Source organism: Kitasatospora sp. NPDC088742 (assembly GCF_055584905.1).
The window spans coordinates 105,684-118,040 of sequence record NZ_JBVJLD010000001.1 but is presented as its reverse complement, the minus strand read 5'-3'; the positions used below and the strand labels follow the sequence as shown (position 1 = coordinate 118,040).

The following is a 12,357-nucleotide window of genomic DNA, read 5'->3' as shown; positions in this document are numbered from 1 at the left end:
TCCGCCCGCCGTCACCGGATCGGCCCGTGCACGGTGACCAGCTTGGTGCCGTCCGGGAAGGTGGCCTCCACCTGGACGTCCGGGATCATCTCGGCGATCCCCTCCATGACGTCCTCGCGCCCCAGCACCTCGCGGCCGGACTCCATCAGCTCGACGACGGTCCGGCCGTCCCGGGCGCCCTCCAGAACGTGGGAGGTGATCAGGGCGACCGCCTCGGGATGGTTGAGCCGCAGCCCGCGGGCCCGCCGGGAGCGGGCCACGTCGGCCGCGACGTGGATGAGCAGGCGTTCCTGCTCATGGGGAGTGAGCCTCATCTGACACACCTCGGGAGAGAATTTTCGCCACACCGTAGCGGACCGCTGGAGCACGCACCACCCGCCCCCACCAGGGGATCTGACGTTCTTTTAGGGGAATTTACGATCAGATTTCCAGGCGATTTCCAGACCCTCTCCGCGCCATTCCCGACGGGATTGCGGAGCTTTTGCCCGGACCACGGATCCTCCGAACCGGCCGGGCCCCTGACCAGGCCTTCACTGGAGGTTTCCACAGGGTTCGCCCGGAAAGCCCCGACAGGCGGGCCGCCCGGCTCCTACCGTACGGACGGACACGACACCGACCGGGGAGACGACATGACGGACCTTCACAGCTCAGAGACCTCGCGCCGCTGGTTCCTCCGGGCCGGCGGAGCGGTCGGCGTCGGGGCGGCCGCGTTCGGGGCCGGTGTCGGGCCGGCCGCCGCGCAGGGCGCCCAGGGGCGGCCGGGTGCGGAGGACGCCCCGGAGGCCCTGCGCGCCGCCGGCACCCGGCCCGTCGTCCGAACCGGCACCGGCCTCGACCGGCTGGCCCACCCGCTGGTGGTGGCCCACCGCGGCGCCAGCGGCTACCGCCCCGAGCACACCCTCGGCTCCTACGAGCACGCCCTGGACCTCGGCGCCGACGTGATCGAGCAGGACCTGGTGCCCACCAAGGACGGCCACCTGGTGGTCCGTCACGAGAACGAGATCGGCGGCACCACCGACGTCGCCGACCACAAGGAGTTCGAGGGCCGCAAGACCACCAAGACCATCGACGGCAGGGCCGTCACCGGCTGGTTCACCGAGGACTTCACCCTCGCCGAGCTGCGCACCCTGCGCGCCAAGGAGCGCCTGCCGCTGCAGCGCCAGCACAACACCCTCTACGACGGCCGCTGGGCGGTGCCCACCTTCCGCGAGGTCGCCGAGTTCGCCGCCCGCCGCGCCCGCACCACCGGCCGCGAGGTCTGGCTCTACCCCGAGACCAAGCACCCCTCCTACTTCCGCTCGATCGGCCTGCCGCTCGAGGAGCGCCTCGCCACCGAGCTGCGCCGGGCGGGCCTGGCCGGCCGGTACGGCCGGGCCATCCTGCAGTCCTTCGAGCCGAGCAGCCTCCAGCGGCTCGCCAAGCTGGTCGACAACCCGCGCATCCAGCTGCTCGGCGACGCCACCACCCAGCCCTACGACTTCGTGCTGGCCAAGGACCCCCGCACCGTCGCCGACCTGGTCACCCCGGCCGGCCTGCGCTGGATCGCCTCCTTCGCCCACGGCATCGGCCCCACCACCACCCTGATCGCCCCGATCGACCCGGCCACCGGCAAGCTCCGCCCGGTGACCACCCTGGTCCCGGACGCCCACGCGGCCAACCTGGCGCTGCACCCGTACACCCTGCGCAACGAGAACGCCTTCCTCCCCGCCGACTTCCGCCGCGGCACCGACCCCAACGCCTACGGCGACTCCATCGCCTGGGCCCGCTTCCTGATGGAGCAGGGCGTCGACGGCTTCTTCACCGACCAGACCGACACCAGCCGCCTGGCCCGCGCCGACTTCTGGGCGGCCAAGGGCGTCTCCTGAGGCACCCGGCCACACCGCCGGGGGGCGCGGGGCACTGCGCGCGGAACGGGACCAGCTGCAACCGGCTGACGGAGCTCAAGTTGCGGGTAGGCCCCTCCCAAGCGCGCAGTGCCCCGGGGTGACCACTCCCGTCAGGGCAGCGGGACCAGGCGGGAGCCGTTGCGCTGGACGGCCTCGACGGTGACCTGCTCGCGGCGTGGCCGTGGAATCTCCAGCGTCCGGTCCGCCGGGGTCTGGTCCAACAGCCAGCCCTGTCCGCGCAGTTGGATCCGATCCACCCGCCGGCTGGCGGCCGCGAGCAGGTACTCCGCGCCCTGCGGGGAGCGCCACCAGGTCCACCCCAGGGTGTCCTGCTCGTAGCGGCTGCAGGCCCGCCCCTCCGCCCGTCCGGTCCGCTGCGCCGCCTTGGCCCCCGGCAGCAGCACCGCGGTCGCGGCACTGCCCTCCCCGCCCCACCGGTCCGCCCGGAGGCAGAGCCACTCGGCCCGCCCGGCGTTCTCCGGCAGCGCCTGCCCGGCGAACGCCCACAGGTTCAACTGCCGTACACCGGCCGTGACATCGGGCACCACGCAGCCCGCCGAGGCCCACAGCCGCAGCGCCTCCGCAGTCACCGCCTCCCGGGGCGACCGCGCCGGGCCCTGCTCCGGCGGCGGGGTGTAGCTCAACCGCGCGGGCCGCAGCCCGCCCAAGTCGGCCAGTACGAACGCGTGTTGCTCGGCCACCACCGGCAGCGAGCGCAGCTGGAGCAGCACCGGCGCCGGGCAGCCGGTCGCCGCCGCCACCACCGGAACCGGCGCGGTGACACCCTCCTCCTTGGCCAACGACTTTGCCGCGACGGTGGGTTGGTCGATCCGCCGGGTCTCGCTGCTGTCGATCCACGGCGCCAGCAGGTACCGCACACCGGCCGCCGTCCTGGTCAGCACCACGGCCGCCGCGCTGGTCACGTCGGAGTCCTCGGCCCGCCCGAGCAGCAGCCCGCCCCCCGGCCCCTCGGTGTACCGGGCCAGCCGGGCGCCGTCGTACAGCAGCACCACCACGGCGCCGTCCACTGTCCCGGCGTACAGCAGGTGCGGCGCCTCCACCGGGGGCTTCGCCACCGTGCCCGCCTCCACCGCCGTCGCCGGCCCGGCCGCCCGCCAGGCGGCCACCGCCCGGTCCAGCAACGCCCCGTCGCTCCGCCGGTCGCCCCGGCCGGGCCAGGCGGTGAAGTCGACCCGGGCGGTCCGCCGCCACTGGTCGTCCGCCACCCGGACCACCTCGGTACGGGCCGCCGCCGCGGCCATCGGCGGCGGGGCCGACGGCGGCCGCCCCGCCGTGGTCGAGGAGGGCGCCGCCATCCCGATCCCGGCGCCGGCCAGCACCAACACCCCGGCCACCCCGCCGGCCACCCGGCGCCGCCGCAGCAGGTCGCTCGGCTGCACCCGCACCCGGCAGGCGTCGAACCCGGGCCAGTGCTCCGGCCCGTTCCCACGCGCCCTGGCCGCCGCCAGCGCGGGCCCCGCGGCCCGCACCGCCCGCGCCGCCTCCCGCTCGGCCACTCCGGCCTCCACCAGCAGCCCGGCCACCTGATCCGGCGTCAGCCCGTCCACCAGTCCCAGCGCGAACGCCGCCCGCGCGGGGCGCTCCAGCGCCCCCAACTCCCGGTCCAGCATCAACTCGTCCGGATCCCCGCCCAGACTGAACAGCCTCAACCCCAGCACCACCGGCCCCGGCCGCAACCGGTCCCACCGCCGCGGCCGCAGCACCCCACGGAGCAGCCTCAGCCGCAGCACGGCGTACGTCCCGGCAGGACCGTCGGTGTCCGGGCCACGCAGCGGCAGCGCACGCTGCACGGCCGCGTGGGCGGCCAGCACACGGCGGTGCCGTGTCCTGCCGTCCGGCAGCACCAACCGGGCGATCCCGACCAGCCGTGGGTAGTTGGCCACCAGCGCCGCCTCGGCATCGGTGAGGCGGACCGACACTCCGCTCAGCCCCAGCACCCTCAGCTCCCCACATCGCACCGTCTTGCGGACCCCTGGTCCAACGACGCGATCATCCGACGGTTACGCCAATCGGCTAGCCCTCCGGAGCGCGAGGCACGTAGGTGGCGAGGCCGGGGGCGCGAGGAACTGCGCGAGGCGGAAGGCGACCCAGCGCTGGATCGGGGCAAGCGAGCCAGTTGCACGTGCTGCCGAAAGCCGCACCACCTACCGCCGCGCGTGCTCGGTGATGTTGCGGGCCATGCCGCCGAAGACCGCCGCGTGGAACGGCGCCACCGCCCACCAGTACGCGTGCCCCGCCAGCCCGTGCGGGTGGAACGTCGCCCGCTGCCGGTACACCGTGCCCCCGCCCTCGGCCGGACGGACCGTCATCTCCAGCCACGCCAGCCCCGGCAGCCGCATCTCCGCCCGCAGCCTCAGCAGCCGCCCCTGCTCGATCTCCTCCACCCGCCAGAAGTCCAGCGAGTCCCCCGCCCGCAACCGCCCGGGATCCCGCCGCCCCCGCCGCAGTCCGACCCCGCCCACCAGCCGGTCCAGCCAACCCCGTACCGCCCACCCCAGCGGGAACGAGTACCACCCGTGCTCGCCGCCGATGCCCTCGACCACCCGCCACACCGCCTCGACGGGGGCGTCCACCGTCCGCTCCTTCACGTCCTCGTAGAGGCTGCCGCCGGCCCAGTCGGGGTCGGTCGGCAGCGGGTCGCTCGGGGCGCCCGGCAGCGAGGCCGAGGACCAGCGCGTCACCACCCGTCCCTCGTCGATCCGTCGGAGCGCCAGCCCCACCGCCCGGTCGAACCCGATCAGCCCCTGCTCCGGGTCGGGCACGTACCGCGCGATGTCGTGCTCGGTGCACACCACCTCGTGCCGCAGCGACTCCACCAGCGGCCGCGCCAACCCGCTCGGCACCGGCGTCACCAGCCCCACCCAGTGGCTCGACAGACCGGGGGTGAGCACCGGCACCGGCAGGATCACCCGTCGGGGCAGCCCGGCCACCCGGGCGTAGCGGTGCATCATCTGCCGGTACGTCAGCACCTCGGGCCCGCCGAGGTCGAAGCTCCGGTTGACGTCCCCCGGCAGCGCGGCAGCGCCCACCAGGTAGCGCAGCACGTCCCGTACCGCGATCGGCTGGATCCGGGTGTCCACCCAGCTCGGCGTGACCATCACGGGCAGCCGCTCGGTCAGGTACCGGAGCATCTCGAACGAGGCCGAGCCGGAGCCGATCACCACCGCCGCCCGCAGGTCGGCGGTCGGCACGCCGCTCTCCCGCAGCACCCGGCCGACCTCGGCCCGGGAGCGCAGGTGCGCGGAGAGCCGCCCGGGCGGCACGCCCTGCGGCAGCAGCCCGCCGAGGTAGACGATCCGGGCGACGCCGGCCCGGGCGGCCGCCTGCCCGAAGGCGCGGGCGGCCTCGCGGTCGACGGTCTCGAAGTCCGGTCCGCTGCCGAGCGAGTGGACCAGGTAGTAGGCGGCGTCGACGCCCTCGAAGGCCCCGTCCAGGGTTTCGGGCCTGGTCACGTCGCCGGTCGCGGTCTCCACCTCGGCCCGCCAGGGGTGGTCACGCAGCCGTCCGGGGTCGCGGACCAGGCAGCGCACGGTGTGGCCGGCGGCAAGCAGTTCCGGCACCAGCCGTCCGCCCAGGTAGCCGGTGGCCCCGGTCACCAGACAGTGCACCCGCCCACCCCGCTTCCAGCGCTTCCGGCTCCTCACGGTCCATCAGACACCGCCCGGGGCACGGACGCCCGCCCCGCCCGCACCGGCCCGCCGCCGCACCACCCACCCGGCCCAGCCGGCCCAGCCCGCCCAGCCGGAAAGCCGGGCGCGCCTCAGTCGCGGACCTCCACGGTGTCCCCGACCGCCACCCGTTCGAAGAACCAGCGCGCGTCCTCCGTCCCCAGACCGACGTCACCGCCGGTGGTCGCCTTCTTCGCGCTCCCCTCCCGCCAGGGCATCGCGGCGACCCAGACGGAGGCTCCGTCCGGGGCGGCGAGCTGCACCGCCCAGTTCATCTCCAGGTGGTACCAGGAGTCCCCCGGTGCGTTCAGGAACGGTCCGGTCCGCGAGTCCATCACCACCACCGCCTGACGGGAGGTCACCGTCATCCGCCCGGCCCGGGTCGGCGAGCCCGGCGCGCCGACGAAGCACGGCCGGGCCTGCTCGGCGCCGGTGACCCGCAGGTCGGCCGCCGACAGGTCGACCACCGCCCTGACCTGTCCCGGTGGCAGCGGTGACGGCCCGAGGTCCGGGGCGGGCCCGGTGGTGGCCGCCGCCGCGCCGGTGTCACCGGGCGTCGGAGTGCCGAGGAGGGTCGAGACCACCGGGGCCGGCCGTCCGCTCAGGTTCTCGGGCCCCGCTGCGCCGCCGGGCCAGAGCACCGCGCCCCCGCCGATCGCGAGCACCGTGCCGAGGGCGGCCAGCCCGGTCTGCCGCCGTCGCCGCCTGGTCCGCCCCTGGCGGCGCAGGGTCTCGTACGGCAGGGGCAGCGCGGTCGGTGCATCGGCCGCGAACCCCCTTAGCAGCACCGTCAGTTCGTCGTGCTCCGGAGCCATGTCGTCCTCACGCACTCTGGTTCGCCCCCGTCCGGCGTCCGCCCTCGACCACGGTCAGTTCCTCCGGTTCCTCACGCAGGTACCCGGCCAGCGCCGCCCGGCCCCGGGAGAGCCGGGCCTTGACGGTGCCGACGGCCGCTCCGGTCTCGGCGGCGATCTGCTGCAGCGACAGGTCGCAGAGGTGGTGCAGCACCACGGCCTGCCGCTGCGCGGCGGGCAGCCGCCGCAGCGCGGCGACCAGTGCGGTGTGCTCCAGGCCGGGCGCGGCGGCCACCTGCGGAGCGAACCGCATCCGCTCCTGCTCCAGCTCGCGCCCGCGCCGGGCGCGCCGCCAGCGGCTGACCGCGAGCCGCCAGGCGACGGTGCGGATCCAGGCCTCCGGCCCGCCCTCGTCCCGGCTGAGCCGGGACCGGCGGTCCCAGCCCCGGACGAAGGCCTCCTGGACGGCGTCCTGCGCCTCCCCGAAGTCGCCCGTCATCGCGTACAGCTGACGCACCAACAGGGCGAAGGAGGCGCGGTAGAACGCGCCGTACTCCTCGTCCGTCATCTTCCGTCCCGCCCCGTTCGCTCTCTCCGCACCGCCTTGTACCCCGTCTACGCACGGCCCCGGCAGAAGGTTGCACGGCTTCCGAACGGATCCGCCGATCGTACGTACCGGACAGTAGGTCTAGTTCCAGCCGAGTTCATCTGATGCTCTCCCGGCGTCTTGCCGCCGGTGACCGGCCGCAAGTTGACTGCACAACACCTCGTCCGTTGACGAGCCCCCGTCACCCTCACGCCCTCACTCACCACGGAGCCTCGATGCCCCACCGGTCCTTCCGCCGTGCCGTCACCGCCGCCGCCGCTGCCGCCGTGCTCGGCAGCCTGGCCGCCCCCGCCGCGCACGCCGAGTCGGCGCCCGTCACCGTCGCCCCGCTCAAGGTCCTGACCTACAACGTCTTCCTGATGAGCACCAGCCTGTACCCGAACTGGGGCCAGGACCTGCGCGCCAAGGAGATCGCGGCCGCCTCCTTCTTCCAGGGCAACGACGTGGTGGTGCTCCAGGAGGCGTTCGACAACGCCGCCTCGGACAAGCTGCAGTCGCTCGCGAAGACCGCCTACCCGTACCAGACCCCGGTGGTCGGCCGCTCCACCTCCGGCTGGGACGCCACCTCCGGCAGCTACTCCTCCTCCACCCCGGAGGACGGCGGCGTCACCCTGCTCAGCAAGTGGCCCATCCTGCGCAAGGAGCAGTACGTCTACAAGGACGCCTGCGGCGCGGACTGGTGGTCCAACAAGGGCTTCGTCTACGCGGTGCTGAACGTCAACGGCCAGCGCACCCACGTGGTCGGCACCCACCTGCAGTCCACCGACTCCGGCTGCTCCAACGGCCAGCCGGCCACCGTCCGGGCCGCCCAGCTCACCGCGATGAGGAACTTCATCGACTCCAAGAACATCCCGGCGAGCGAGCCGATCGTCGTCACCGGCGACCTGAACGTCAACTCCCACGACTCCGAGTACCCGTCGATGCTGGCCGACGGCAACCTCGCCCCGGCCACCGACCGCACCGGCTGGGTCAACTCCTTCGACACCGCCGACAACTCCATCGCCGCCTACCGCTACCCGGGCGAGCCGAAGGAGGACCTCGACTACGTGCTCTACCGGGCCGACCACGCCCGCCCGCAGAGCTACACCAACAGCGTGCTGCGCTTCCACAGCACGCCCTGGACGGTCTCCAGCTGGGGCAAGAGCTACACCTACAACGACCTCTCCGACCACTACCCCGTGATCGGCGGCTGAACGAGCCCGCGCTCAGCCTGAACCGACCGCCCCCGGAGCCGCCTGCACGCGGCTCCGGGGGCGCAGCAGCTCCTCCGGCGTGACGAAGCGGTAGCCCCGCCGCCGCAGGCCGGCGATCACCAGCGGCAGCGCCGCCACGGTCTGTGAGCGGTCGCCGCCGCCGTCGTGCATCAGCACCACCGACCCGGGCCGCACCCGCCGCAGCACCCGCTCGGCGATCACCTCCGCCCCCGGCCGGGCCCAGTCGTTGGTCTCCACGTCCCAGAGCACCGTGGTGAGCCCCAACTCGGCCACCCGCTCCATCAGTTCGGGGCTCCGACCGCCGTAGGGCGGCCGCATCAGGGTGGGCAGCCCGGCCCCGGAGGCCTCGGCCAGCGCCTCCCCGGTGGAGCCGAGCTGGTGGCGCAGCCCGGCCGGGCCGAGGTCGGGCAGGTAGGCGTGCGACCAGGTGTGGTTGCCCAGCACATGGCCCTCGGCCACGATCCGGCGCGCCAGCCCGGGGTGGGCGAGCGCGTGCAGGCCGATGCAGAAGAAGGCCGCCCTGATGCCGTGCCGGCCGAGCAACTCCAGTACCTGGGGCGTGTGTTCGGGGTGCGGCCCGTCGTCGAAGGTGAGCGCCACGACCGGCTCCCGCACCCCGCCTCCTCCTCCCAGCAGGCAGCGCCCCGCCTCGGCGAGGTCGCGTTCGACCGGCCCGGAGGCCGCCTCCGCCTCGGTCATCTCCGGCTCCCGGCCGCTCATGATCCAGCTGCCGGGCCCGAGCGGCACCAGTTCGCCGAACCGCGAACTCCCCAGCCGGGCAAGCTCGTCGGCCGAGTTCCGGCCGTCCGCGAGCAGCGGCGGGTCGGCCCGGTAGACCGCCACCCCGGCCTCGGCGAGCAGCCCGTCCAGCAGCCCGTTGGCGCTGTCGACCACCACCGCCAGGCCCTCCGGCGCCCGCGCCGCGAGCTCCGCCAGCCGCGCCACCGGGCGCTCCGGCCCGCACCGCCCGTACAGCTCCTCCGGGCCCACCGGGCGGCCCTCGCCGTCCGTCAGGGCGATCCGATAGCCGTCCCGGGCCAGGCCCACACCGGCGAACCACATGTGACGCCCTCCCGGGAATCCGTCCGGCCCGGCGGCCCCGGGCGGTCCCGATCATAGGAGCGAGTGGCCGGATCCCGCCCCTGCCGGAACATCACGATCCGGTCCAACTCGCCCGTCCCGCACACGAACTGACGCACCGCCAACAAGACCCAATTCGCTTGCCCCGCCCCCGTGCCGCCGCCCTACAGTGCGGGTCATGCGCTTCGGACCGGGCGCCGCGCCCGGCGCGGTGCCGATCCGCCGTGCCCTCCCCCGGCCCTTCGCACCCCGAGGACACCCCTCATGACCCGCGACAGCCCAGCCCCCGCCGCCGTTCCGGCCGCCGACCCCGAACGCGACCGGAGACCCCTGACCGGCGTCCTGGCCGCGGTGACGGCCGGTCACCTCGGCACCGCGCTCGCCCTGGTGACGCTCCCCTGGTTCGTCCTGGTGAGCACCGGCAGCGCCACCGCCACCGGCCTGGCCGCCTTCTGCGAACTGGTCCCGTACGTGCTCTGCAAGGGCCTCTCCGGCGGGCTGGTCGACCGGCGCGGCGCCCGGTTCGTCTCCTGGACCACCGACGCGGCCAGCGCCGTCGCCGCCGGGCTCGTCCCGCTCCTGCACTGGCTGGGCCTGCTCCCGCTCCCGGTGCTGCTCACCCTGGTCGCGGTGACCGGCGCCGTCCGCGGGCCCGGCGACTTGGCCAAGGACGTCCTGCTCCCGGAGACCGCCGACCGCGCCGGGGTGCCGCTGGAACGGGCCACCGGCCTGCTCGGCTCCGTCCACCGCCTCGCCGACACCGCCGGCCCCGCCGTCGGCGGCCTGCTCACCGCCCTCACCGGGCCGCTCACCGGACTGGTGGTCAACGCGGTCTCCTTCGGCCTCGGCGCCGCGCTGGTCGCCCTCCTCCCCGGGCCCGTCGGCCGCCCCGCTCCCGCCGCCCCCGCACATCCCGCACGCCCCGCGCGCCCGAACCGGGCCGAGGGCCTGGCCTTCCTGCGCGGCGAACCGCTGCTCCTGCTCCTGACCCTGCTGGTCTCCTTCACCAACCTGGTGGACGCCGCCCTGACCGGAGTCCTGCTCCCGGTCTGGGCCCGCGAGTCCGGCCACGGGCCGGCCGGGGTCGGCCTGGCCGGCAGCGCCTTCGGCGTCACCGCCCTGCTCGGCAGCCTGCTGGCCGCGGCGGTCGGCGCCCGGCTGCCCCGCCGTCCGGTCCTCTTCTACGGCTACCTGCTGGCCGGCGCCCCGCCCTTCCTGGTCCTCGCCCTCGACGCCCCGCTCTGGCTGGTGCTGGCCGTCTTCGCGCTCGGCGGCTGCGGCGCGGGCTTCATCAACCCGGTGATCGGCGCCGTCCTGCTCGAACGGACACCCCGTCAGGTGCTCGGCCGGGTCCGTGCCGTCCGCGACTCCGTCGTCTGGGCCGGCATCCCCCTCGGCGGCCTCCTCGGCGGCCTCGCCGTCACCACCTCCGGTGCCACCCCCACCCTCTTCACCGCCGCCGCCCTCTCCACCCTCGCCGTCCTCCTGGCGGCCCTCCACCCCGCCTGGCAGCAGCTCGACCGCACTCCCTCCGACGCCCCGCTCCGCCCCTGTCCCTTCACCACACCCCCCTGCCGCCCCGCCCGTCCCTCCGACCGCTGCGACCTCCCGGGCCCCACCCCGATCCGCTGACCCCGCCCGTCTGCCGCGCCCCCGTCCGGCGGCCGGGAGCTGCGGCCGGGACCGGCGGCCGGGACCACGTCGGCCGCCGGGTCCGGGCCCGGTCGGGTTACGATCCACCCGTCGCAGCGCGGACGGCCATCGGTGCACGTGGCGGTGCTCGGTACGGTGCGTGCAGGCGGCGACACGCCTGGTTCGAAGAGCACGTCGCAGAGGGGGAAGTCGCGTGGATGTCAGCGGAGTTCCGAAGGCCGTTCCGACCGAGGGTGGTCCGGGGACCGAACCGTCCGAGCTGTTCGCCCGGCACCCGGCGATGGAGGAGCTGGCCCGCCTCCTGCAGACGCTCGATGCCGAGGCCGACGACGACGCCGGGACCTCGGCCGGCGGGCCCTCCGTCGAACGGCGGATCGGCGGCCCGCTGACCGGGTTCGCGCTCGGCCGGCCGCCCCGTTCGGAGTCCGTCGGCGTCTGGGAGTTCGCCCCCACCGGGGAGAGCGGCGGCCCGGAGGAGGAGAAGACCGTCGCGGACCGCCGCCGCCTGGCCGCCCGGATCGCCAAGGGCACGCCCGCCCTCCCCCTGCTCGCCCGGCTGCTGACGGCCCGTCTGCTGCTGGAGCTCGTCGCCCGCGGCACCTGGCCCCCCGGCGACCGCTCCCCCTTCACCCTGCTCTCGGCGGCCGTCGAACCCCTCGGCACCCTCGACCCGGACACCCTCCCGGCCGAGGAGCTGGAGGCCACCGCCAGCCTGGCCGTCCTGGTGCTCTCCGTCCTGGACTTCCAGACCGCCGACTCCTCCGAACAGGCCCGCTACGAGCACCTGGTGGAGTCCTTCGGCACCCTCATCCTGGCCGCCTCCCCCGACCGCATCACCAGCTACGTCTCCCCCGAGCTGGCCAAGGCCTTCGGCGTGATGGTCGACGTCGAGCACGTCATGGACCTCGCCAACCACACCCTCCTGGACCCGGTCACCCGCGCCGTCGAGGCCCTCACCGAATCCGGCGACACCGCCGCGCGGAAGCACTCCCGCCAGCTGCTCTCGGTGCACGGCCGCTTCCCCGACCTGACCCGCGCCGCCCTCGACGCCATCGGCCGCACCGAACTCACCGGCCCGGTCGGCGCCTGGGCCGTGGACGAGCCCAGCGGCAACTGGACCTTCGTCGCCTGGCGCAAGCCCGACCTCTTCGAGGTCACCCAGAGCGGCCGCCGCCCCGGCTGGCGCCACTTCCAGCTCCCCCCGGTCACCAACCCGGCCGGCCTGGCCCGCGGCCTCGGCCTCAAGGGCCGCCAGCCCAAGGCCTCGGGCACCCTCACCCAGCCCACCCCGGTCGGCCAGGAACTCCTCGACGCGCTCGGCCTCAGCCACCCCTTCCCGCCCGACGAGGACGAGGCCACCGCCTGACCCCCGCCGCCCCGCCCCGACCTGACGAGGGAACCGGCCGACCTGACAGAGCATCAGGTTAATCTCGG

The 12,357-nt window shown here is 75.0% G+C and carries 10 protein-coding genes; 4 read left to right on the top strand and 6 right to left on the bottom strand.

The features are described from left to right. Positions 1–11 precede the first annotated feature (11 nt). Positions 12–314: an urease subunit gamma gene (locus ACZ6ZR_RS00470; RefSeq protein ID WP_465637833.1), complete on the bottom strand. Its 303-nt coding sequence runs from the start codon at positions 312–314 to the stop codon at positions 12–14. Positions 315–629: 315 nt separating this feature from the next. Here ACZ6ZR_RS00470 and ACZ6ZR_RS00465 point away from each other — a divergent pair, with 315 nt between their 5' ends. Further along, positions 630–1,865, top strand: coding sequence for a glycerophosphodiester phosphodiesterase (locus tag ACZ6ZR_RS00465; RefSeq protein ID WP_465637831.1), 1,236 nt, complete (start codon positions 630–632; stop codon positions 1,863–1,865). Between the two features lie 131 nt (positions 1,866–1,996). Here the strand turns inward: ACZ6ZR_RS00465 and ACZ6ZR_RS00460 are convergent, their stop codons facing one another. The 4 genes from ACZ6ZR_RS00460 to ACZ6ZR_RS00445 all read right to left on the bottom strand — a co-directional run bounded on the left by ACZ6ZR_RS00460 (position 1,997) and on the right by ACZ6ZR_RS00445 (position 6,937). Then, positions 1,997–3,844 (bottom strand): hypothetical protein, encoded by a 1,848-nt coding sequence (locus tag ACZ6ZR_RS00460; protein WP_465637829.1) that lies wholly within the window; start codon positions 3,842–3,844, stop codon positions 1,997–1,999. Between the two features lie 207 nt (positions 3,845–4,051). Beyond that, positions 4,052–5,515, bottom strand: a complete 1,464-nt coding sequence (locus ACZ6ZR_RS00455) for an SDR family oxidoreductase (RefSeq protein WP_465637827.1) — start codon at positions 5,513–5,515, stop codon at positions 4,052–4,054. Between the two features lie 152 nt (positions 5,516–5,667). Continuing rightward, the gene (locus ACZ6ZR_RS00450; protein WP_465637826.1) at positions 5,668–6,390 is read right to left on the bottom strand and encodes a L,D-transpeptidase; all 723 of its coding nucleotides are present in this window, start codon (positions 6,388–6,390) and stop codon (positions 5,668–5,670) included. 7 nt (positions 6,391–6,397) lie between these two features. Further along, positions 6,398–6,937 (bottom strand): SigE family RNA polymerase sigma factor, encoded by a 540-nt coding sequence (locus tag ACZ6ZR_RS00445; protein WP_465637824.1) that lies wholly within the window; start codon positions 6,935–6,937, stop codon positions 6,398–6,400. A 254-nt stretch (positions 6,938–7,191) separates the two neighbouring features. Here ACZ6ZR_RS00445 and sph point away from each other — a divergent pair, with 254 nt between their 5' ends. After that, positions 7,192–8,169, top strand: coding sequence for a sphingomyelin phosphodiesterase (sph, locus tag ACZ6ZR_RS00440; protein ID WP_465637823.1), 978 nt, complete (start codon positions 7,192–7,194; stop codon positions 8,167–8,169). A gap of 12 nt (positions 8,170–8,181) precedes the next feature. On the opposite strand, the gene ACZ6ZR_RS00435 is transcribed toward sph, so the two are convergent. Next, positions 8,182–9,252 carry a polysaccharide deacetylase family protein gene (locus ACZ6ZR_RS00435; protein ID WP_465637821.1) on the bottom strand — a complete coding sequence of 357 codons (1,071 nt, stop codon included), beginning with the start codon at positions 9,250–9,252 and terminating at the stop codon, positions 8,182–8,184. Between the two features lie 282 nt (positions 9,253–9,534). Here ACZ6ZR_RS00435 and ACZ6ZR_RS00430 point away from each other — a divergent pair, with 282 nt between their 5' ends. Both ACZ6ZR_RS00430 and ACZ6ZR_RS00425 read left to right on the top strand, forming a co-directional pair. Further along, entirely contained in the window at positions 9,535–10,902 is a 1,368-nt protein-coding gene (locus ACZ6ZR_RS00430; RefSeq protein ID WP_465637819.1) for an MFS transporter, read from the top strand. A gap of 214 nt (positions 10,903–11,116) precedes the next feature. Beyond that, complete coding sequence (locus ACZ6ZR_RS00425; RefSeq protein WP_465637817.1) at positions 11,117–12,289, top strand: hypothetical protein; 1,173 nt, start codon at positions 11,117–11,119, stop codon at positions 12,287–12,289. Positions 12,290–12,357 lie beyond the last annotated feature (68 nt).